This window comes from Pyrodictium occultum, from assembly GCF_001462395.1.
Classification (GTDB): Archaea; Thermoproteota; Thermoprotei_A; order Sulfolobales; family Pyrodictiaceae; genus Pyrodictium; species Pyrodictium occultum.
This window is the reverse complement of the sequence record NZ_LNTB01000001.1, coordinates 1,141,709-1,163,618: the sequence shown is the minus strand read 5'-3', so window position 1 is coordinate 1,163,618 and position 21,910 is coordinate 1,141,709. Positions and strand designations below refer to the sequence as shown.

General features: G+C 58.2%; 22 protein-coding genes. 16 read left to right on the top strand and 6 right to left on the bottom strand.

Annotation, left to right across the window (positions count from 1 at the left end):
- Positions 1-46: 46 nt before the first annotated feature.
- From CF15_RS06140 to CF15_RS06130, 3 genes are read left to right on the top strand one after another with little or no spacing between them, the layout of a single operon-like run.
- Entirely contained in the window at positions 47-1,402 is a 1,356-nt protein-coding gene (locus tag CF15_RS06140) for a digeranylgeranylglycerophospholipid reductase (protein ID WP_058371001.1), read from the top strand.
- Positions 1,403-1,415: 13 nt separating this feature from the next.
- Positions 1,416-1,658 carry a hypothetical protein gene (locus CF15_RS06135; RefSeq protein WP_058371000.1) on the top strand — a complete coding sequence of 81 codons (243 nt, stop codon included), beginning with the start codon at positions 1,416-1,418 and terminating at the stop codon, positions 1,656-1,658.
- Between the two features lie 6 nt (positions 1,659-1,664).
- Complete coding sequence (locus CF15_RS06130; RefSeq protein WP_058370999.1) at positions 1,665-2,591, top strand: PfkB family carbohydrate kinase; 927 nt, start codon at positions 1,665-1,667, stop codon at positions 2,589-2,591.
- Here CF15_RS06130 and CF15_RS06125 read toward each other — a convergent pair.
- Positions 2,535-2,960, bottom strand: coding sequence for a thioredoxin domain-containing protein (locus CF15_RS06125; RefSeq protein ID WP_058370998.1), 426 nt, complete (start codon positions 2,958-2,960; stop codon positions 2,535-2,537). The genes CF15_RS06130 and CF15_RS06125 overlap by 57 nt on opposite strands.
- 218 nt (positions 2,961-3,178) lie before the next feature.
- Between CF15_RS06125 and CF15_RS06120 the strand changes: the two genes are divergently transcribed.
- The 10 genes from CF15_RS06120 (at position 3,179) to tes (ending at position 13,467) form a co-directional block, all read left to right on the top strand.
- Positions 3,179-3,442: a hypothetical protein gene (locus CF15_RS06120; protein WP_058370997.1), complete on the top strand. Its 264-nt coding sequence runs from the start codon at positions 3,179-3,181 to the stop codon at positions 3,440-3,442.
- Between the two features lie 54 nt (positions 3,443-3,496).
- Entirely contained in the window at positions 3,497-4,813 is a 1,317-nt protein-coding gene (glyA, locus tag CF15_RS06115; protein WP_058370996.1) for a serine hydroxymethyltransferase, read from the top strand.
- 155 nt (positions 4,814-4,968) lie between these two features.
- The gene (locus CF15_RS06110) at positions 4,969-5,763 is read left to right on the top strand and encodes a nicotinamide mononucleotide deamidase-related protein (protein ID WP_058370995.1); all 795 of its coding nucleotides are present in this window, start codon (positions 4,969-4,971) and stop codon (positions 5,761-5,763) included.
- Positions 5,729-5,947 (top strand): hypothetical protein, encoded by a 219-nt coding sequence (locus tag CF15_RS06105; protein WP_058370994.1) that lies wholly within the window; start codon positions 5,729-5,731, stop codon positions 5,945-5,947. The genes CF15_RS06110 and CF15_RS06105 overlap by 35 nt, the downstream gene beginning before the upstream one ends.
- A 110-nt stretch (positions 5,948-6,057) precedes the next feature.
- Positions 6,058-6,507: a metal-sulfur cluster assembly factor gene (locus tag CF15_RS06100; RefSeq protein ID WP_070807834.1), complete on the top strand. Its 450-nt coding sequence runs from the start codon at positions 6,058-6,060 to the stop codon at positions 6,505-6,507.
- A gap of 321 nt (positions 6,508-6,828) precedes the next feature.
- On the top strand, positions 6,829-8,208 hold the full coding sequence (gene serS / locus CF15_RS06095; protein ID WP_058370993.1) for a serine--tRNA ligase: 1,380 nt from the start codon (positions 6,829-6,831) through the stop codon (positions 8,206-8,208).
- Positions 8,209-8,272: 64 nt separating this feature from the next.
- Positions 8,273-8,551 carry a hypothetical protein gene (locus CF15_RS06090; protein WP_058370992.1) on the top strand — a complete coding sequence of 93 codons (279 nt, stop codon included), beginning with the start codon at positions 8,273-8,275 and terminating at the stop codon, positions 8,549-8,551.
- A 58-nt stretch (positions 8,552-8,609) separates the two neighbouring features.
- Positions 8,610-9,770: a radical SAM protein gene (locus CF15_RS06085; protein WP_058370991.1), complete on the top strand. Its 1,161-nt coding sequence runs from the start codon at positions 8,610-8,612 to the stop codon at positions 9,768-9,770.
- A gap of 37 nt (positions 9,771-9,807) precedes the next feature.
- The gene (locus CF15_RS06080) at positions 9,808-11,520 is read left to right on the top strand and encodes a radical SAM protein (RefSeq protein ID WP_058370990.1); all 1,713 of its coding nucleotides are present in this window, start codon (positions 9,808-9,810) and stop codon (positions 11,518-11,520) included.
- Positions 11,521-11,637: 117 nt separating this feature from the next.
- The gene (gene tes, locus CF15_RS06075) at positions 11,638-13,467 is read left to right on the top strand and encodes a tetraether lipid synthase Tes (protein WP_058370989.1); all 1,830 of its coding nucleotides are present in this window, start codon (positions 11,638-11,640) and stop codon (positions 13,465-13,467) included.
- 14 nt (positions 13,468-13,481) lie between these two features.
- Here tes and CF15_RS06070 read toward each other — a convergent pair whose 3' ends face one another.
- Positions 13,482-14,225: a TatD family hydrolase gene (locus CF15_RS06070; RefSeq protein ID WP_058370988.1), complete on the bottom strand. Its 744-nt coding sequence runs from the start codon at positions 14,223-14,225 to the stop codon at positions 13,482-13,484.
- Between the two features lie 229 nt (positions 14,226-14,454).
- Positions 14,455-15,138 carry a metallophosphoesterase family protein gene (locus CF15_RS06065; RefSeq protein ID WP_236698201.1) on the bottom strand — a complete coding sequence of 228 codons (684 nt, stop codon included), beginning with the start codon at positions 15,136-15,138 and terminating at the stop codon, positions 14,455-14,457.
- Positions 15,139-15,530: 392 nt separating this feature from the next.
- On the opposite strand from CF15_RS06065, the gene CF15_RS06060 reads away from it, so the two are divergent.
- Positions 15,531-16,223 (top strand): hypothetical protein, encoded by a 693-nt coding sequence (locus CF15_RS06060; RefSeq protein WP_058370987.1) that lies wholly within the window; start codon positions 15,531-15,533, stop codon positions 16,221-16,223.
- A gap of 30 nt (positions 16,224-16,253) precedes the next feature.
- Here the strand turns inward: CF15_RS06060 and leuS are convergent, their stop codons facing one another.
- The gene (gene leuS, locus CF15_RS06055; protein WP_083494533.1) at positions 16,254-19,322 is read right to left on the bottom strand and encodes a leucine--tRNA ligase; all 3,069 of its coding nucleotides are present in this window, start codon (positions 19,320-19,322) and stop codon (positions 16,254-16,256) included.
- Between the two features lie 140 nt (positions 19,323-19,462).
- Between leuS and hxlB the strand changes: the two genes are divergently transcribed.
- Positions 19,463-20,095, top strand: a complete 633-nt coding sequence (gene hxlB / locus CF15_RS06050; RefSeq protein WP_058370986.1) for a 6-phospho-3-hexuloisomerase — start codon at positions 19,463-19,465, stop codon at positions 20,093-20,095.
- Positions 20,096-20,146: 51 nt separating this feature from the next.
- Entirely contained in the window at positions 20,147-21,148 is a 1,002-nt protein-coding gene (locus tag CF15_RS06045) for an SPL family radical SAM protein (protein ID WP_058371421.1), read from the top strand.
- On the opposite strand, the gene CF15_RS06040 is transcribed toward CF15_RS06045, so the two are convergent.
- Both CF15_RS06040 and CF15_RS06035 read right to left on the bottom strand, forming a co-directional pair.
- Positions 21,095-21,472, bottom strand: coding sequence for a hypothetical protein (locus CF15_RS06040; protein WP_058370985.1), 378 nt, complete (start codon positions 21,470-21,472; stop codon positions 21,095-21,097). The genes CF15_RS06045 and CF15_RS06040 overlap by 54 nt on opposite strands.
- Positions 21,447-21,896, bottom strand: coding sequence for a hypothetical protein (locus CF15_RS06035; protein WP_058370984.1), 450 nt, complete (start codon positions 21,894-21,896; stop codon positions 21,447-21,449). The genes CF15_RS06040 and CF15_RS06035 overlap by 26 nt, the downstream gene beginning before the upstream one ends.
- Positions 21,897-21,910 lie beyond the last annotated feature (14 nt).

Below are 21,910 nucleotides of genomic sequence, written 5' to 3'. Positions count from 1 at the left end.
CCCCTTTCGGGGCTCATCTCGTGGCTGCCGCAGCGGGGCGTCACTGATGCAAGCCAGATACGACGCTGTCATAGCCGGGCTCGGTCCTGCGGGCAGTGTTGCATTATGGCATCTCGCCAGGATGGGGTTCCGGGTTGCAGGGTTCGACATGAGGGATCCCAGCGACGTGTGGGGTAAGCCGTGCGGCGACGCCATCGGGGCTCATCACCCTAGGGAGGCCGGTCTCCCGGAGCCGCCGAGCCACGTGGTTAAGAACAAGGTTAGAGCTATCGACATCTACTCTCCCGGCGAGACCACGAGATACCGTATATATGGAGAGGGCTATATAATAGACCGCGCCAGGTTCGGGAAGTGGCTCCTAGACGAGGCCTCCAACAAGGGGGCTGAGGTGTACTTTAATGCAAGAGTCCTAGGCCCCATAATCAGCAATGGCATGGTTACTGGGCTCCGCGTGAAGACGGAGAACGGCGTTAGGGAAGTATATGCAAACGTGGTGGTGGAGGCTACCGGGTTCTCGAGGGCAGTCAGATCCCGGCTGCCTCGAGACTGGCCCATATACGAGGATATAGACCCCAAGGACACTAATATAGCGTACCGGGAGATAATAGAATACGAGGACTACACGATAGAGGAGCCGGACGTAATAAGGATATACATTGACCAGAATATTGCGCCTGGGGGCTACTGGTGGTACTTCCCCGAATCCAGCCACGGCGTCAACGTGGGGCTCGGCGTCCAGGGCGGTATGGGCCACCCTAACCCCATGACTCTTTACCGCGAGAAGCTGCTGAACCATCCTCTAATGAGGCATCGGTTCAGGGTAGTGAAGAGTGCTGGAGCCCCACTGCCCACCCGGCGGCCATCTAACACGCTGGCCGGCCCTGGGATACTCGTTGTGGGCGATGCCGGCTACACTGTTAACCCGGTGCACGGGGGTGGGATGGGGTACGCGTTCCGCGCTGCCTACTATGCAGCGCTGGCCTACGAGGAGGCCTACAACGCTAACGACTTCAGCGAGCGGGGGCTCTGGGGTATAAATAGAAGGTACATGAGGGACCTGGGGGCTAAGCAGGCTGCCCTAGACATATTCCGCAGGTTCCTCCAGAGGCTGAGCAACGATGAGATAAGATTCGGCATGGAGAAGAGGCTTGTGCCGGAGCAGGACGTGTACTATACGAGTAGCAGCGGCGAGCTAAGAATACCCGTAGTAGAGAAAGCTATGATAGTGCTCCGCGGCTTGAGAAGGCCGAGCCTACTGGCCAAGCTGAAGACAGTGGCTGACTATATGAAGCGCATAAGACAGCTCTACACGGAGTACCCGGAGGAGCCCAGCGGGCTGCCTAGCTGGATTAAAAAGGTTAACATGCTTATCGAGGAGTACGAGGCCAGGATAAGCGGGTAGGGGGCCGAGGGCAGTGTCTCTACAGTGGGACCCCAAGTGGGAGGAAGTGGTCGTGGAAGTCGACGGTGTGAGGGTCAAGGCTCTCAGAGACCGGGTTACAATGCTGCTCGCCTGCCCCATATGCGGCACGGGCGACAAGGCCTCCTACTTCTTTAGCCCAAGGGACCTGGTGAACCACCTGTTCTCCCACACCAGTAGGGCTTCCGGGATCCGGGTTGTGGCTGCTCCGGCCGAGGAGCAGGACAGAGAGGAGTAGACTACAATGCTGGTTATCGACGTCTACTCCTCCCCAACGCTAGACGTTATAGAGGATAGGCTCTGCAGAGGCGGGCCGGCCTACTACGCCCAGCTCGCACTCCATGCTATAGGGGCTGCTGATGCACGTGTCAGGCTTGCACTCCCTACATGCATTGACGCAGAATGGTACCTTGACGCCGACTGGTGCCCCGGCTCAGTCCACGCGGAGGGCTACGAGTGCGCCACAGTGTTTGCTGTAAAGGAGGGCCACGGGGGGAGAAGGCTGCGAGTGCTGCGAGAGCCCGACCCCCTGGAGCCGGATCCCCGCGGAGACGCGGCACTCGTGTCCCCGGTTCTAGGCGAGCTGGAGCCCGCGGAGGCGGCGAGACTGCTCACCCACTACCGGCTGGCCATAGTCGACGTGCAGGGGTTTGGCAGGGTTAACGGCGGCGGCGAGGTCGAGGCTTTCAGCAGAGGCGTACTCGCATTCCTCGAGCAGCCCGCGGAGCCTGGAGGCTTCGCTGCGGTTAAGCTCAGCCTAGAGGATGTGGCGGGGGCGGCGTGGGCCGCAGAGGCGGTTCGGCTACACCGTCACGCCCCCTACTCAGCCCTCCTTGTCACCGCTGGGCCGAGGGGGGCGCTCGCCGTGCTAGGGGACGGCAGCGCCCTGGCCGTGAGGCCTCGCCGGGTGGAGGCCGTCTCCACCGGAGCGGGCGACATGTTATCAGTACTGACGCTCTATGGGCTCTGGAAGGGCTGGGACCTGGAGGACGCGGTGGCCGGGGCTGCGGCTGCCGTCGCGTGCATACTCCTGGAGAGAAGCCGCAGGGGGAGAGTAGAGGAAGGAGCTTGTAAGGCGAGCTTCATGGGGAGGCGCGGTGTAAGCGTGGAGAAGCTACCAGGCGGATGCAGCAGCGCTGACTGCATCGTCATGGCCTTTGAACAAGGGTAGGCCATGCGGCTTATCTCCCTTGTAGCCGAGGAGAGATAGGGCCGTATCAACTATCTCCTCGACCCCAGGCACCCGGCCCTCGGAGACCTCCATCCCGTTTATGACGAGTACGGGTAGGTTGTAGGGGGTAATCGTCCCTATATGAGCTATATCCCAGTACACCGTGCTGGGTATTATCAGCGCCTCGATCCCATACTCCTCCTTCAGTATCTTGGCCGCTTTACGCGCATTGGCTATAAGCTCCTCTGTTGCGGGGTCTAGAGCGCCGCAAACATGGATCTCTATGTCAGCTGCAAATGCCGCCTCCGCCTCGAGGGCGATGCCTGCCTCGTATACGGGGACCGCCGCTCCGGCCTCTGCTGCAGACACGGAGAGACCCCGGTGCAAGTATTCGGGACAACGCGCTGCGGCTTAAGCTACTACAGCCAGGTAACCCGGGGAACAGCCACCCACCTGCTGACGGAAGCGCCTATAGGTGCCGGCGCCCTAGACCGCGGATACAGCTACATTCTAATCCAGTAGTACGTTTAGCCGAGAGTAACACCAAATAGAGGAGAGACCCCCGACAGAGGGCCTGGGGCCCGACGTTGACTGGTAGGAGTAGGGCTAAGACGGGCGACTATATTGATGAGAGGATGCTCTCGGCCGCTGACCGCGCGGCAGAGGTGCTGGTAGAGCACATGGACGAGTGGAAAGACCCGATAGACGCTTACTGGCTGCTTCGGAGGCTCGAGCATGAGGTGGGCGTCCCGGTCACCTACGATATAGTTGAGCAGGCTGTGGAGAAGGCGCGTAGAATCATAGAGTCTGCCAGGCACCCTGCCGCTCAGCACGCCAGAGCTCAGGCTTAGGAGGGTTTCCACTATTACCCCCCGTTTTTACCGTGTTAACTGGTGCCCAGCATAATGCAGGACTCTGGGAGTAGCCGGCTCTCCACGCTGCCCAAGGAGCTGCGCGAGGTTCTCGAGTTCACAAGGATGCACAACCGGTGGAGGAGATTCGAGACCATAAACCTGATAGCAAGCGAGAACGTAATGAGCCCTCTGGCAGACTCCGCCTACATGAGCGATATGATGCACCGCTACGCTGAAGGGAAGCCCTTCAAGCGCTACTACCAGGGGACCCGCTATGTAGACGAGGTAGAGGTTAGAGTTATGAGGCTCATGGGGGAGCTGCTTAACGCCGGCTATGTGGACCCGAGGCCTATCAGCGGCACCACTGCCAACGCCTCCGTTTTCCGCGTCCTCGGCGCTTGCGGCTCCAAGGCGGTAATAGCCCCGGTCCAGGCAGGCGCGCATGTGAGCCACACGAAGTTCGGCACTCTAGGCGCGCTCTGTATAGAGCACATAGAGATGCCCTACGATCCGGAGCGTATGAATGTTGACGTGGACAAGGCCGTCAAGTTGATAGAGGAGGTTAAGCCCAGCTTCGTCGTCCTCGGGGCTAGCGTCTACCTCTTCCCGCACCCCGTGAAAGAGGTAGCTGAAGCAGCCCACTCCGTGGGCGCAAAGCTAGTCTATGATGCCGCCCACGTGCTCGGCCTCATAGCTGGCAAGAGGTGGCGCAATCCCCTAGACCATGGTGCAGACGTGATGACTGCCTCGACCCACAAGACGTTTCCAGGGCCGCAGGGAGGCATAATAGCTACAAGGGATGAGGAGATCTACAAGCGCGTATCCCGCGCCGTTTTCCCCTACTTCGTCAGTAATCACCACCTTCACCGCCTTCCAGCCCTAGCTGTTACAGCTGTAGAGATGAAGTACTTCGGCGAGGCCTACGCGGATCAAGTCGTCAGAAACGCCAGGGCGCTGGCTGAGGCTCTGGCTGCTGAGGGCTTCAAAGTGCTGGGGGAGCATCTGGGGTACACGAAGAGCCACCAGGTTGTGCTCGACGTCAGGCCTCAGGGAGGTGGCGCTAAGGCGGCCAAGCTGCTAGAGGACGCCAACATAATAGTTAACAAAAACCTGCTGCCCTATGACCCACCTGACGCGATAAAGGATCCGAGCGGGCTCCGGCTTGGCGTCCAGGAGATGACCAGATTCGGTATGAAGGAAGACAATATGAAGGATATAGCAAGGTTTATGAGGAGAGTTCTAATAGACAGGGAGGACCCAAGGAAGGTGGCTGAGGAGGTTAAGGAGTACAGAAAGGAGTATACGAGGGTTCATTACTGCTTCGACGTGGACACCATAGAGGATGGGAAGCTCTACCTGCTATACTAGGCCACGGGTCTCGGCAGCGCTGAGGCGGTGAGCAACGAAGATTGCGGGAGGCAAGTCCCCTTACCCTCATCCAGGCCCCGTGCCGCGGGGCTGTCCGGGGGGCGGCGCGCCGGTTGAATACTAGCCGTTACGCCCGAGTTTTAGGGTAGCGCCCCTTGTACAGGCCGCGCGCCTGGATAATAACTATCGGCAATGAGCTCCTTATAGGCAGGACTGTGAACACTAATGCAGCCACAATAGCCAGGGAGCTTACCCTACGCGGCGTGCTCGTGAAGCGTATAGTAGTCGTAGGGGATAGCATCGACGAGATAGCTACAGCTGTAAGAGAGGCCCTGGGGAGCGCTGACATAGTCGTGACCACGGGGGGCCTCGGGCCGACGGATGATGACATGACTATGGAGGCTGTTGCAGCCGCCATAGACGAGCCGCTAGTCCTAAACCCGGAGGCCCTGGAGATGGTTAAGAAGTTTTATGGGGAGAAGGGGCTACCCCTAACCAGGGAGAGGATAAAAATGGCCTATCTGCCTAGGGGGGCAGAGCCGCTCCCCAACCCGGTGGGCGCGGCTCCTGGCGCCTACATAATCTACTCTGGATCCCATATCATAATGCTGCCAGGCGTCCCCGCGGAGATGGAGGCAATGCTCCAGGAGGCTCTAAAGAAGCTTAAACCCTTCCTCCCAAGACTCTGCGTGGTCGAGGAGGGAATCACCATAAGAGGTGTGCCCGAGTCCACCCTGGCTCCGCTGCTCCGACGGGCCGCGAAGAGCTGCAGCGACTGTTACGTGAAGAGCCACCCTAAGGGCCACGAAGTAAGGGAGCCGGTAGTAGAGGTTAAGGTGCTAGCGTCAGCGCCCAACTGCGAAACAGCAAAATCTAGAGTGCGGAATATGCTGGGTAAACTGGAGGCCCTCCTTAATGCTACACATAGCCCAGGAAAGCGAGGCCTTTAAGAGGGGTGCCGCCATCATTAACGCCCTGCTTATCCCCCTGGCTGCTGCTGCAATCTACATAGCATACCTCGGCGCCACTAGGCAGAGTACAGCTCTACTCGTAGCGGGTATAACGCTGACCCTTGCATCCCCCTTCATAGCCTACCTGGCTGCACGCGCTACCCTGCTCCGGAGACTCTTTTAGAGAAGCCTACGGGGCGGCTAGATATGCCGTGTAGCCTCTAGCGCTAAAGATATACTTCAAGCTACCCGCTTCAAGTTAGTGTGGATAAAAGCTTGGGGGTATAGAGTGCCTTGGCAGGCACACAGGCGCAGGCAGTTAAGCAGAGTGGACAGAATGAGGCGAATGCCGAGGAGATAAAGAAGAAGGTCATAGAGGCACTTAGAACGGTGTACGACCCGGAAATACCTGTAAATGTCTACGATCTAGGGCTAGTGTATGACATTAAGTTCGAGGGTGGCAAGGTGAAGGTTAGGCTCGGCGTAACCGCCCCTGGGTGCCCGGTTACAGGCCAGATAGCACTCATGGCTGAGGAGGCCATTCGCCAGAACGTGCCCGAGGTTAAGGACGTCGAGGTCGAGCTTGATATAGAGACGCCCTGGGACCCGCGAAGGGTGACACCGGAGGGTCGCAAGCTTCTGCAGGAGCTCTTCGGCTATGACGTGGTGGAAGAGTGGATCAAGCGTTACGACGAAATGTATGGCGGCTCCCAGGAGGAAGGCGGGAAGAACGAGGATAGCTGAGCCACCGCCCAGGGGAGCGCGTCCCCCCTAACGCCGTATAGGGGATTGGAAGCCGCCGGCACTGATATCATGATTTATCCCGGCTCATTTATTCCGCCAGGCTCCCTGGGTGGGCATCCCCAGGGGCCGGGTGTGACAGAACAAAAGAGCAAAGGCTGGCATCCGACACCTTCGGTGGGGAGGGGACCACCAGAGCTGACCCGGCCCCTCCCTCTCGGCCCAACATTTCCCCTCTGAAAGACGCGGGGCAACGCCAATGGACCCTGCCTTAGCCTTTATAGAGATGGGGGTGGTGCTGTCTACAATGGGTGCCTATCAGGCTTGACGTGGAGCCTGCTCCGCTACCTCCGAGAGAGCCCGGATGTGCTCCGGGAGAGCCTGCGGAAGCGCTTCATGGATCCCTCTATGGTTGATAGGCTCCGCGGCCTGGACGAGCAATGGCGTAGGCTCAAGCGTACCGTCGACGAGATTAGGCATAAGCATAACGTGATTACACATAGCATAGCCAGGACTAAGGATCCAGAGGAGAGGAGGAAGCTGATAGAAGAGGCTAAAAGACTGCTAAAAGAGAGGGAGAGGCTCGAGGCAGAGCTTAAGCGGGTAGAGGAGGAGCGGGAGAGACTGCTTCTCTCGCTCCCCAACATAGTCCATGAATCCGTGCCTGTGGGCGAGTCGGATGAGTACAATATGCCCATAAGGTTCTGGGGGAGGCCCAAGGTCTACCGCGGCTTCCTTGACAGGTTCCGCGAGCAGACAGAAAAGTGGGGCTTCAAGGTAGACTACGAGGTTATTGACTGGAAGCCGGTAGGCCACGCGGATATGCTGGAAAGAGTACTTAAGCTAGGCAACACTGCAAAGGCCGCCGAGGTGGCTGGCTCCAGGTTCTACTACCTCTTTGACGACCTCGTCTGGCTGGACTTTGCCCTGCTCATGTACGCGATAGACAAGCTTACCTCAAAGGGCTATCGGCTGGTGCTCCCGCCCTACATGATAAGACACCGGATACTCATGGGGGTAATAGACATGGAGACGTTTAGGGACGCCATATACAAGGTTGAGGGCGAGGATCTCTACCTCATAGCTACGGCCGAGCACCCGCTGGCGGGCCTCTACTCAAACGAGGAGATAATGGAGGACGAGCTGCCAATAAAACTGGTCGGGGTAAGCCCATGCTTCCGCAAGGAGGCTGGCGCCGGCAATAGGGACCTCAAGGGTATATTCCGGGTACACCAGTTCCACAAGGTGGAGCAGTTCGTCTACGCGAAGCCCGAGGAGAGCTGGGATATACTCGAGGAACTCATACGCAATGCCGAGGAGCTATTCCAGGGTCTCGGAATACCCTACCGGGTAGTCAACGCGGCCTCCGGCGAGCTCGGAGCGCCCGCGGCGAAGAAGTATGATCTCGAGGCTTGGATGCCTGCTCAGGGCAGGTACCGGGAGATGGTCAGCGCAAGCAACACTACCGACTGGCAGAGCTATAGGCTCAACATAAGGCTTGTGAGGAGAAAGGGCATGGTTAGGGAGTATGTCCACACCCTAAACTCCACAGCTATAGCGTCAACGAGGACTATAACGGCAATACTGGAGAACTTCCAGGAGCCCGACGGCACTGTTGTCATACCGAAGGTGCTGCGCAAATACCTAGAGCCGTTCTCCAAGGCACCCAAGGAAGCAATATACCCTGCCGGGAAGCGGGAGTAGCCGCCCGACAGCATAATAGTGCGTGCCCGAACCCTTTCATACGTATTAGGGCCTCCTAATGGACTTGAAGAGCCGCATATTAAGCCTCGTAGAGGGGGCCCCGCGGGCTAACCAGGCGGCTTTCTACAGCGACCCCTACGTGTCAGCCCTAGTGGAGGAGCTCCACCGGCGGTGGAGTAGAGCAGGCCATAGAGGAGAGCCCATAGACTTCGCCACTAGGGAGGAGCTTATGAGGCTCTACGAGCTTGCTGAGTACTATGCATCCCTCCCCGAGTGGAAGGCCTACCGTATATTCATGGAGAGGCGTGGGGAGGCGGTAGGGCAGAGGAGTGGCAGAGACTAAGGGGGGCCCGGTGGGCCGAGGCGCAGGGACTATAGAGTTGGTGGGGTGTAGACTCTCCTTGCTTCTATTTGAGCGCTTCGTGCCGGAGAGGCTCTGGAGAAGGCTTAGGCCCGACGCGGTGGCGGTATGGAGCGACCCTGAGGTAAGGAGGAGGCTCTCATGGTACTACCGCGTGATGAGGGATGAGGCGCCGGCCAAGTTCATGATAGCCAGGAGTGTAGAGGTTGATGAGGACCCCTGGCGCCTCGACTATGAGGGGCTCCAGGATCTGAAAAAATCCGCGAGGAGGGTCTTCGAGAGCCTTCTCCGCGAGGCTCGGAGAGGGGAGCTAACCCTCGAGGCACTTAGGAAGGAGTTCCGCAGCAAGCCCAGGTATACACTGCTACACGTTGACGCTGTCCTGGCCTGGAGGCTTGCGAACCCCTGTAGGCTCTGCGAGAGGAGATGCATGATAGACAGGAGCAGGAGGATCGGAGCCTGCAGGCTCGACTCGAGGGTCTATGTGCATAGCTGGTTCCACCATCTAGGGGAGGAGGCACCCCTCGTCCCCAGCGGCACCATATTCTATGGAGGCTGCAACTTTACCTGCGTCTACTGCCAGAACCACGATGTTAGCCAGACTGCCGCCCGCAGGGGCGAGGCTATAAACGCTAGGAAACTAGCCTGGATCCAGAAGATGCTAAGAGTACACGGCGCTAGGAATATAAACCATGTTGGGGGCGAGCCTACGCCCAGCCTGCCGGTTATTGTAGAGTCTCTACTCCACCTGGATGTAAACGTGCCGCAGATATGGAACTCCAACATGTACATGACTCCGGAGGCTCTGGATATACTCGTGGATATAGTGGATCTCTGGCTCCCCGACTTCAAGTACGGCAATGACCGCTGCGCTATGAGGCTCTCGGCCGTCCCGCGCTACTTTGAGGTGGTTACCCGCAACCTACGGGCCGCGGTGGAGTGGGCTGACATGATAATAAGGCACCTGGTGCTGCCCTCGCATGTCGAGTGCTGCAGCATACCAGTGCTTAGGTGGATAGCCGAGAACCTGCCCCGGGACCGGGTGCTCGTCAATATAATGGACCAGTACCGGCCTGAGCACCTGGTGGCCCGGTATCCTCGACGCTGGCCCGAGATAGCCAGGACCCCCACGAGGGAGGAGATTGAGAGGGTCTACGAGTATGCCAGGAGGCTCGGCCTCGTCTTCGAGCCTGTCAGCTGAGGGGCTCCTCGCTACCTGAATAGAGTCGGGTGGGGCTATGGCTAAGCCCCGTAGGGTGCTGATCCTAGACGGCTATACCGATGAGCCGGCAGGCTTCGGCGTGCCGCCTTACATAGACGTTTACCCACGCTATATAGCCGGGGCCTTCTGGCTTGCAGACAAGACGACAGTCATACACTACATAACCGTGGACGAGGCTAGGAGGGATGTAGCCGGGTTCATAAGGAGGGCCAACACCTACGACACGGTGGTTGTCATAGCGGGTGCTGTCGTGCCTGGCAAGTACCTGGGCGGGGAGCCGATAAGGCTGGAGGAGCTGAAGCAGTGGTTCCGGCTAGTGGAGAAGCCCTTCAAGATCCTCGCAGGAGCGGCTGCGCGCTGGGGCATAGGGAACGAGGGCGGCACAGTAGCGGCCCTGCCTAGAGAGGTTAGAGACGCGTTTGACGTGATAGTCACCGGCGACCCGGAGGCCTACATGATAGACTACGCCCGCTACGGCCCAGAGAGGGCTGAGCCCTGGCGCATAATGACTGATATGAAGCTTGTTGGTGAGATAGCTGTAAAGGGTGCCCGGATAGCCGAACAACACCCGAACCACGGCTACAACCTGGTTGCAGAGATAGAGACGTACCGGAGCTGCAGCAGGTGGATAAGCGGCGGCTGTAGCTTCTGTGTTACAAAGCTCTACGGTAGGCCGAGGCAGAGGGAGCCCAGAGACGTAGTCCGGGAGGTGGAGGCGCTCTACCGGGCAGGTGTGAGGCACTTCAGGCTGGGCAGGCAGGCCGACATACTAGTCTACGGGAGCCCTGAGCTAGACCAGGAGGAGTGGCCTAAGCCCAGCCCAGAGGCGCTTGAGAGGCTGCTCCACGGGATAAGGGCTGCCGCACCCGGGCTAAAGACCCTCCACATAGACAACGTGAACCCAGGCACCATAGTGAGGCATGAGAAGGAGAGTATAGAGGCGCTCAAGACCATAATAAGGTACCACACACCTGGCGACGTAGCAGCGCTGGGAATAGAGACAGCCGACCCCAAAGTCGTGAAGGAGAACAACCTCAAGACGATGCCGGATGAGTCGCTCAAGGCTATAGAGATTATAAACAAGTATGGCTCGGCTAGGGGCTACAACGGGCTCCCCGAGCTACTGCCCGGGCTCAACTTCGTGCTCGGCCTCCGGGGGGAGACGGCTGAGACGTATAGGCTGAACGAGGAGTTTCTCAAGACTGTATACGAGCGGGGACTGCTGGTACGCCGTATAAATGTTAGGAAAGTGCTCGTGCTTCCAGGCACGTCCATGGCTAGTGTTGGGACGAGGCTTGTTGAGAGGCACCGCAGTCTAGCTAAGAGGTTCCAGCATATAGCTAACATATACTCGAGGCTCTTCCTGGAGAGGCTGCTTCCCCGAGGCTCGGTGCTGAGAGAAGTCTATATAGAGCGCTACGACTCGCACCGCGGGGTCACCTTCGCTAGGCAGGCTGGCAGCTACCCCGTAGTAGTGGAGATACCTTGCAGAATAGAGGGCAGGAAAGTTATCGATATAGCTGTATACGGTTACTCCGCCAGGAGCGTCCGAGGCCTCCCAGTGCCCCTCGACGCCAATAGGGCTAGCTTAACGCTCCTCTCCAAGCTCATCGGGAGGGCCAAAGCGGCGGAGGTTGCGAGGCGTCGCCCCTTCCGGGGAGACCATGAGCTTGGCAGGCTGCTTGGGGGCCAGATGCATCTTCTCTCCGTATCCGGCTTTGCATGCTAATGCGAATAGGACAATAGACGGTCAGTACCTGGCACTATGCTCACACGGCTAGCCCTTTTTATACAAGGGCTAATGGCTACCCAGCTCAGGATGTGGAGATGCCAGGGGGAAGGTGCTATGGCTCTCTCAACCAAGATCCCTCGGAACAACGCAGCTGGGTCTAATAAGCCTGATATCCTGGAGTCTCCTGCGATCTACGATGCTAGGAGCAAGGTAGTTGTGGTGGCTGGTAAGCGGATCCCGATAGGCGGCCCTATCCCGAAGCTCAAGGAGGGCGAGAAGTTCGTTGCCTACACCACTAGTATCTGCCCGTACTGCTCGAGGCTGCTGCCTGCGGTGATCTATGAGAAGGAGGGCAAGATATACATGCGTAAGACCTGCCCGACACATGGCACCATTGATGAGCTGTACTTCAGCGACGCCAGGATCTACCGCAAGTTCATGAAGTATGAGGAGGAGGGTGTCGGCGTAACTCCCCACGTGAAGCTGACAGCTCCCTGCCCCTATAACTGCGGCCTCTGCTCTAGGCACAAGAACCACACCGCTCTCGCCAACCTGGTAGTGACAAACCGCTGCGACCTGTCATGCTGGTACTGCTTCTTCTATGCGGAGAAGATGGGCTACGTCTACGAGCCAACGCTTGAACAGATACGCCACATGATACGCCAGTATAAGAAGGAGGGTGTATCAATGGCCGTTCAGATAACCGGCGGCGAGCCGACGCTGCGCGAGGACCTGGTGGATATAGTAAAGCTGCTCAAGGAGGAGGGTGTAACCCACATACAGCTAAACACTCACGGCATAACGTTCGCTAGGCTCTGGTTCGAGAAGGGCCTCGACGCGGCTGTTAAGTATACGAGGGAGCTACGTGAGGCTGGTGTAAACACCGTATACATGAGCTTTGACGGTGTAACGCCCAGGGCTAACCCGAAGAACCACTGGGAGGTCCCCTACACCCTCGAGGTGTTCCGCAAGGCTGGCATGACAAGCGTGGTGCTCGTGCCGACAGTCATAAGGACGATTAACGACCAGGAGTTGGGCGCCATAGTCAAGTTCGCGGCAAAGCATATAGACGTTGTACGCGGCGTCAACTTCCAGCCCGTGAGCCTCACCGGCCGCATGAAGAAGGAGGCGAGGCGCCGCTATAGGGTAACCATAGCCGACGTGCTGAAATGGGTGGAGGAGCAGACCGACGGCCAGATACCTGCCGACGCCTGGTTCCCCATACCGGTTGCGGCAAAGTTCGCCTACTTCATAGAGGCTCTCAGCGGCGAGCTAAAGGTATGCATGGGCAACCACCCCGCCTGCGGCTCCGCGACATACGTGTTCGTTGAGAGGGGCGGTGATGGGCTGCCCAAGCGCTTTGTACCGATAACAGAGTTCTTCGACGTCGAAGGCTTCATCGAGTATATGGAGCAGAAGACTGGAGAGCTGCGGAAGGATGCCGAGTCAAGCTTCAGCAAGTTTAGACGCGCTCTACGAATAGCATCCATAGTCAAGGATCTGCCGAAGTTCGTTGACCGCGAGAAACTACCTAAGAACCTTAACATAACAAAGCTGCTAACCAACGTGTTCCTTAAGAGGAGCTATGAGGCGCTGGGGGAGCTACACTACAAGATGCTATTCCTAGGCAACATGCACTTCATGGACCAGTACAACTACGATGTGGAGAGAGTTATGAGGTGCAACATCCACTACCTCTCGCCCGACGGCAGGGTGATACCATTCTGCACCTACAATGTGCTCAACGACATATACCGCGACCATATACTCAAGAAGTTCAGGATACCTATAGAGGAGTACGTAAAGAAGTATGGTAAGGACAAGGTAGGCCCCGACGTGAAGTATGTACGCAACATAAAGCTGCTGAAGAGTAACCCGATATACTATGAGGCCTACAGGGGCATAGTGCCCGACGAAATACTCTTCGGCAAGAAGAAGAACTAGAGGCGGAGCCTGGTCTAGACTCCATGCAGTTTTTTCAGGTTGAGTCTAATCTGCTGCGCCACTGTTGAAGCATCCATGTTCTTTACAGCTGCTATTACTTCGAGAACCTCCTCCACCATCAACGGGTTCAGCCGCATGCCCTTATACTCGTAGGGGCCGTCGCTCTCGGTCAACATTATCGAGAGTGGGGCATTCTCTACGACGGCACGATGCTTACGCTGGATCTTCACGGCGGGGTTTATTGATATCATATAGCCCGACGCCTCTATGTCCCTTATGAGATATATTGGGCCTGTGTACCAGTGGAACATAGCCTTTTCTATATCATATTTTACGAGAAGTTGGTAGACTTCCTCCCATGTGCCGGCAGTATGCAGGTTGAGCACTAGCTTGTAATCCCTTGCAGCCTCTAGGAATACTTTGAAGACCTCACGTTGAAGCTCAATGGTTTCTGGGACGAACTTGGTGTCTAAGCCTACCTCGCCTATGCATCTAACCCCGCTGCTCAATGCGATCTCTACTATTTTCCTAGCCTTCTCTACGCCCTCCTCACGGCTCTTCACATTCCATGGGTGAAGGCCTATGCAGGGAATCACGTTCGGCTTTGCTCTAGCTATTTCAAGTACCCTCCTGCTAGTCTCTATATCTTCCCCCACAGCCACGATGGTCATCCCACGTGATAGTATGGACTCCAGCTCCTCGTTGCCGAACTCGTATAGGTGGCAGTGCGCGTCTACAAGCGGCCTACTAGCCTGCATGGGCCCCAGCCTCCCGGGGTGTGAGGCCTTCTCTGCAGCCCTTGAACAGCTGGCTTGGGGCTAATATAGGGGGATGTGCCACGACGGGGGTGGGAGTGCTCTCGTGGGGCGATGAGGAGCATCCCGAACCAGGAGGCCCCGCCGATGATTATGTGGCGGCTGACTGAGCCCCTCAGCCCGTAAAAGAGTCATCACCTACTCAGCATAGGCGGCCACAAGCATCACCGGGCTAGAGATCGATAACCGCCACATCTCCACGTGCTGGGAGGGCCACGTTGATTACACGGGTTCTGCCCAATACAGCCTCCAGCCTCTTTGAGCGGTGAGCGTGGCCGTGGATAGCCAGGTCGGGTGCTGTTTCAAGCACCACCCTCTCCATTATCGTGCTCCCTAGCTCGGGCCATATTCTTGGATCCTCTCCTTCGAGTGTTAGGCGGGTCGGCGCATAATGCGTCACGAGTATAACCTTGTCCGCCTTGCCACGCAGCTCTCGGAGCGCGGCTGCAGCTCTCTCAGCTCTATGGCGGTAGATCGCCTCTATGCCTGGTATGTGCCTGCGCTGCCACCTGGTGGGCCTGTCTAGAACACCCCTGCTACCATATATGGCCAGCTTTATGTCCTCCTCGACCACTATGTAGGTGTCGTTGAGCCATACTACGGAGGGGTAGCGTCTAATAAACTCCTCCTCCCTGTCCATGTATTCCTCGTTACCGAAGACAGCCACTATTCTCGCGGAGGGGCAGCTCCTCCTCGAGGCCTCCACCACGGCCTCGAGCGCGCTAACCCTGCCACGGTCCACCATGTCACCTGCCCATATGAGAATGCCTGCTCTGCTGCACTCATCGCGGTGCTTTGCAAGTGCGGCCATGTACTGTAGCAGGTACCTTGGACTATGCACATCGCCGGCTGCCACAATGATCAAGGCTCCTGCTGCACCTCCTCCTTCCCCAGGAGAGCGGGAGGAGAGGGGCCAGAGAAAGGGCGCGGTGAATACGTCCCGGCCCTGCTCATCCCAGAGAGGCTCCAAGGGCGGAGCTGTTGCAGGGCCAGATTACCGGGAAGAGCACCCGGCGGGTGTAAAGACATTGCGCCTGCTCTAGAGGATGGTGCAGGGAGGAGGGTCAGCCAGGGTTCCGGCACTCATCACGGCGGGGCGTCAGCGACCCTCTTACACATCACGGTCCACGGGCAGCCGTGCGGCAAGGAGGACCGTCCAGCCTTCATAAAAGTCTCCTAGCTCGTGTTATTCTCCCTGGGAGTGCTGGGAGGATGAGGAGCTGAGGGCTGAGCCCCTGGAAGGGGGCTGTGAGGAGGCTGAGCTACGCTGAACCCTGCTGGAAGAGTGGCATACACGCTGCAGGGGAGGCGGAGCAGGCAATGAGCCCGGGAGGGATAGTTTCCATCCTCGGGCGGGGACTGAGAGTTTACATAACGCCGCCGCTACGGCGTGTGTCGATAAGCCTTGGCCTCGTGGCCGCCTACAACGCAGGCACAATACTCTATACGGAGGAGTCGCTGGCTCCTGTCGTATCCGCTGCTGCAGAGGCCGCAGGGCTCGGGGTCGAGGTGAGAGGCTGCAGTGAGGGCGGCGGGCCCGGAGGCGTCTTCCTCTGGTGTGCTCCCGGCAGCAGCCCTGTACTCGTTGCCGGCTATGAGCTGCGGCGCCCCTCCAGCTATGGATTGAGGAGGCTGGTGGTGAAGCGGATATCTCCAAACATCTATCTGCTAGAGCTGCCGGGGACGGGGCTTAAGGAGTATATCGAGATTAGGGGCCATCTCCCCGTGCCTACGAAGCCACCATGCATGCGAGACCCTCTAGAGGCGCTGGCATCGGTGTTCGGCGGGGCGCCCGCCCCTATTAGAGACGCTGTCGACGTGGTCTCCCACGCCATGGGGGTGAAGCGGGAGGAGGCAAGGAGGATGCTCCACGATCTAGCGGAGAAGGGCTGTATAGAGATAACCAGAGAGGGCATGGTTAAGGTGAGGGGGCCTCTATAGGCGGGGGTAAAAGAGGCCTATATAGGAGCGCTATTCTATGAGGATTGCAGGCCTCAGCGGAGTAACCTGGTTCAGCTTGCTCTCGGGGAGACGGCCTGCGGCCTCCTCCACATAGTAGACGCTGATCTCCCTTATCCTGGTCTTAGCCGATATATAATCTCTCATAGCCTCTATGGCGTACTTCTCGTCGAACACGTCGACACCCTCTATGAGCGAGAGCAGCTCCTCGTCTACGCTCTGTAACAGCTCGTAGAGCCTGCGGACCAGCCTAGCAGCCTCCTTGCCCGGAGCCCCCGCCTCTATGGCGGCGTGTATCGCGTCGCGAAGCTGGCTTCTTCTTGCGACGTGGGCTGCTACTATCCTGGCTATTCTCCAGCTGCTGGGACTGGCGACCGCTACGACTAGCCTCCTAGGCTCGCCCTTGTAGACCCTAAGAATTGACTTTACATCCTCGACTAGACGGTCCACATAGGCTACCATGAGCTCTGCCTGGAGGTCGCGTCTACTGGGGTCCGGAGAGGGCCACTTCTCCAATGAGACGAAGCTCTCCTTGCCAAGGATCTCGTGCCAGACCTCCTCTGCTATGTGAGGCGCTATTGGCGACAGCATCTTGGTCCAGGCCTCTATGTACTCGCGTAGTGCGGGCCCGGGCTCGCCGCCGCGGATTTCAAGATACTTGACCACATCATTGCTCATCTCGTAGAGCACTGTAACCGTCGCCGCCCTGGTCCTCAACTCCTCAAAGGCCTTGGTCACCTCCTCCACGCGGCGCTGGAGTATACTGCGGAGCCACCGGTCGGCAACCGTCTCCTCGCCGCCGGCCTCACGGGCCCGCTGGGCATAGCTCTCGAACCTGCGAAGCCTATCCATGACGCTCCTGGCCAGCTCGTCAGAGAAGTTTGCATCCTGCAGCAGCTCTGCAGCCGCGAGCAGCGTAGCCCGCACCGTGTCGGCTCCATAGACGCGCAGCGCTCTTCGCAGCGGTATTATGTTGCGGAGGCTCTTACTCATCTTCTTTCCTTCCAGCAGGACGAAGCCATTCACCACTATCTGTCTAGGCCACTTCTCCCTCGGGAAGATGGCAGCATGGTTGAATATGAAGAACGTTAGATGGTTCGGCACCAGGTCCCTACCGCTATGCCGCGAGTCCAGCGGATACCAGTAGTTAAACTCCCTACGGAGATCTTCAAGCACATCCCTACCAATGCCCGTCTTCTCGGAAACCTTGTCGGGGTCACCCTTGCCCAGCAGTACATAGTCCCAAAACCCTGTGGTTAGCTGCTCCGGCTTCAGGCCGTATCTCCTTATCTTGTGTATAACAGTGTAGAACGCCATGTATATTGTAGAGTCGCTTAGACTTTCTATGATCCAGCCCTTGCTCCACGGCAGCTCTGTGCCGAGGCCGCGGGTGCGGGCAGCCGCTCTCTCGTGGAGCCATTCTATAGTCTTGACGAACTCCTCCCTAACCTCGTCAGGGACTACCCTCATAGAGTTAAGTAGCTCGTAGGCAAGCTTCTTCCACTCGGGGTTCCCATAATCTATAAACCACTGGTCCTTCAGGACTTTGACCACTATCTCGTTTCCACATCTGCAGTAGACGGGGCGGTTCATTATCTCGTACATCCTGTCGCCGTAGCCTAGCGCTGCGAGCCATCTGGCAGCCGCGTCGCGGGCCTCCGGAACACTTCTCCCAGCGATCCAGGCCTTCACCGGTGCTATGGCAAAACTGCGGTAGGGCTCCGGCATATCCGGGTAAATGTAATTTAGTATATCCTCCCTGACTATGCCGCTATGATACTCATCGCTGTAGAGCTTCCTGGTGGCTTCATCAAGCAGCTTCCTCTGAAGCTGGCTCTTAATTCCCATCTTCTCTACTATATCCCTCGCCGGTATCTCACCGTATCCCTTAACCCTTATGAGGGGTATTGGCTCTAGCTCGGCGGGGTCGACTCCGAGCTTCTTTAGAGTGTCCAGCTTCTCCCTCTTCAGCTCCTCTAAGGCTACGTAGTCGTAAGGGGCGTGGGCTGGCACGCTCATTACTACTCCAGTGGCCGTGTTAGGATCGACGAAGTCCGCGGGGAGTATGGGCACCGCCCTGCCCGTTGCGGGGTTGCGTACGCGTCTTCCCAGAAGCTCCTCGCCGCGGAGCTTCCTCTCAACCACCACGTTATCGCGCTGGAACCTTAGCTTGAAGGCGGCCCTCTCGCTCACTACATAGCGTCTACCATCAATGGCTACTATTACGTAGTCTGCAGCAGGGTTTACCCATACATTGGTGACGCCGAACACTGTCTCTGGTCTAAGCGTTGCGGCAGGAAGGTAGAGGCCGTCCTCCAGCTCGAAGAGTATTAGTGTGAATTCCCCTATCTCCGGCTCCACGTCACCCTTGGTATCGTGCATGCCGACGGGCATGTTGTGTACTGGGCACCAGCCGACGGGGTGAGTGCCCTTCTTCAGCAGCCCTTTCTCCTTCAGCCTTGTGAACTGCCATACAATGAACTTTTTGAACTCCTCGTCTATTGTTGTGAACTCTCTTCTCCAGTCAATACTGTAGCCGGACTCTATCATCGCCTGCTTTGCGTCGCGGCTGAAGTATCTTGCGAGCGAGAGGGGGTCCTTAAGCTTGTCTATATCCTCTGGCGGCACGTCGTACACGTTTATCATTAGGTCTATGAGGTCCTTGTCGCCATTGGCTATAGCTTCTGCCATGGTTAGGATCGGTGTGCCGGTGAAGTGGAAGCCCATCGGGAACAGCACGTTGTAACCTCTCATCCGCATGAAGCGCGCGTACGCATCCGTTATGGTGTATGTTCTGCTATGCCCCAGATGCAGCGGGCTATTGGGATAGGGGAAGGCCGCGGTTATGAAGAACTTTGGCTTGCTCTCATCCGGGTCGGCCTCGAATATGCGGGACCTCAGCCATCTTTCCTGCCACTTACGCGCTATCTTGTAGAGCTTCTCAGCGAACTCGTTTATAGGCTCCCTCCTGGAGATTATCCTCGAAGCAATAGCTGACCCCCTCCCCGCAACTTGTCGTCCTCGCCGGCTACCCGGAGGGCCCAGTGGGCCTGGAGCTGGGGCGAGCCGGGCTGCGGCCATACCCGGGCCCGCAAATAAGGCTTCACCTAGCGCAGCTCGGCTGGCTTTGAAGCCCTAAGGGGCCCGTGCAGGGGTCTCCACATGTAGCCTGGAGCAGGGTAAGGGATAAGGTGGGAGCTGTGTAGGCCTTCCCAGGGATTATGGAGCGCTGGCCGGAGGCTGGCCCCCTCTTGGAGTATGTCAAGAAGACGATGAAGGAGATTGTAGTGTTCATAGACAAGGTTATAGACAGGCTGAAGCCGGAGCAGGTAAACAGTATGCTTGAGGTACTAGAGAGAGTGTACCGCGACGGGCACAAGGTACTGGTAATGGGTGCCGGCCGGAGCGGCCTAGTGGGACGCGCATTCGCTATGAGGCTCATGCATATGGGCTTCAACGTGTACGTGCTTGGAGAGAGTATAACCCCCAGTATAGGAGAGAACGATGCGGTTGTAGCTATATCCGGCTCGGGTAGGACGAAGCTAATAGTCACGGCGGCCGAGGCAGCCAAGAAGGTGGGTGCAGTCATAGTAGCTGTAACCAGTTACCCTGACAGCCCTCTGGGGCAGCTAGCAGACGTCGTGGTCGAGATACCTGGCCGCACCAAGATGGCACCTGATATAGACTACTTCGCACGCCAGATACTAGGCATACATGAACCCTTAGCACCGCTTGGCACGCTGTTCGAGGATACTGCACTGGTGTTCCTCGACGGCGTTGTAGTGGAGCTGATGCACCGCCTGGGCAAGAGCGAAGATGATCTCCGCGCTAAGCACGCGAATATCGAGCTATAGCCGCCGCGGGGTTCCAGAAGGGACGCATAGCGGGAGAAGCCCTTGGGTAATATGCCGGGAAGGGGGCGGAGGCCTCTACTGCCCGAAGGCAGGCTTATAAAGACCTTTGACCCCTGGGGGAGCAGTCTCTGCACATGCCCGGTTAAGTATTCTTTAAACCCATATACCGGATGCAGCCACTTCTGCCTCTATTGCTATGCGACCGCATACATAGGGGTTAGGAGGAGTACCCCGAAAAAGGACTACAGGGAGAGGCTCCTGAGGGATCTAGTAAGGATAGACCCCAGGTACCACATAGACATCTCGACGAGCAGCGACCCATACCCCCCGGAGGAGGAGAGGTACCGGCTGACCAGGTGGACGCTGGAGCAGCTGTTGCCCCGCGGGTTCCGTGTACTCATAATAACCAAGGGTGCGCTCGTGGCCAGGGACGCCAACATACTCTCCCAGGGGAACGCCGCGGTCACCATGACCATAACCACTATGGACCGCAGGCTCGCCGCTAGACTGGAGCCGGGCGCGCCGCCGCCGAGGGATAGGGTAAGGGCGCTCGAGAAGCTGAACGAGGCCGGGGTGCCGCTAGGGATCCGGCTCGACCCGGTTTTCCCAGGCCTCACCGACAGCGAGGAAATGATACAAGAGGTCTTGGAGGCTGCCAGGGCCGCTGAGGCAAGGTTCGTGGTTACATCGATCTACAAGGCTAGGCCCGACAACCTACGTAGGATGCTGGAGGCCTTCCCGGAGCTGGAAGAGGAGTACCGGAGGCTCTACCCTGCCGGGCGCAGGTGGATAAACGGCTACTGGTACGCGCCGCTAGAGGTGAGGGCTAGAATCGTTGAAAGAGTGAGGAGGATAGCCCTCCGCCTAGGAATGGAGTTCGCCACGTGCAGAGAGGGCATGCAGCACCTCCACACCGCGCCGACATGCGACGGCTCCCACCTGATACCCCTTAGGATAAGGCCCCGGGAGCCGCCGCGGTCCGGCAGGCTGGACGAGTGGCTATCCCCGCAACAGGCTGGAGAGGCCAGCGCTAAGCCTGCGGAGCTCAGCTAGAACGAGGCTCCGCGGCGGCCACTCCCTCGGCAAGCCGCCGAGCCTGGCCAGGCACTCCCTGCACACCCTTGCTACCGGTGTCACCTGGACAGAGCACTCATCGCAGACAGGGCGGCCGCAGATGCTGCAGCTCGCAACCGCCAGCCTGGCTCCGCATATGCTGCACGACGTCTCCCTGCAGACTATGCAGCGGTCGCCGGCCCAGTCTTCATCGCATACCCTGCGGCCGCACATGGGGCATACGTGGGCCGCCGGCGCCTCGCCGCAGACCTCGCAGAGGGTTCCCGCAGACCCGCTGCTACTCCTCTCCCTCTTGCTCCTCATCAGCTTCCTCCACCTCCTCTTCCTCCTCGCCCCTAGCCTCCTCCCCTATGCTCCGGCCACGGCGTACCTGGAGCGAGGCTATCACGGACTCGGCCAGCCTCTTAACCCTCTCAAGTTCGCTCTTCGTACTAGCATAGATGACTGCCTTGTAGCTGTCCAGACCATCCGGCTCTATAGCTATGACCGCATTGCCCTCAGCCATATGCATCTTTGTAGCGAACCTGCTAACCTTAGTAGCAGGCACTTCTACGTAGCCGCTATACTTCATACCATTCACTGGAGGCTTCTCAACGCTCTCAGCAACCATCCCGTAAGGCGCTGCGCTGCGCGTCCTCTGCCTGCCTCTTCTACGCCTCCCCCGCTGGATAGTGTATACCTCCTTGAGTAGTAGCCAGACGTCGCCATGCCTTATCAGCACCCTCAAATCGCCCCCCACCT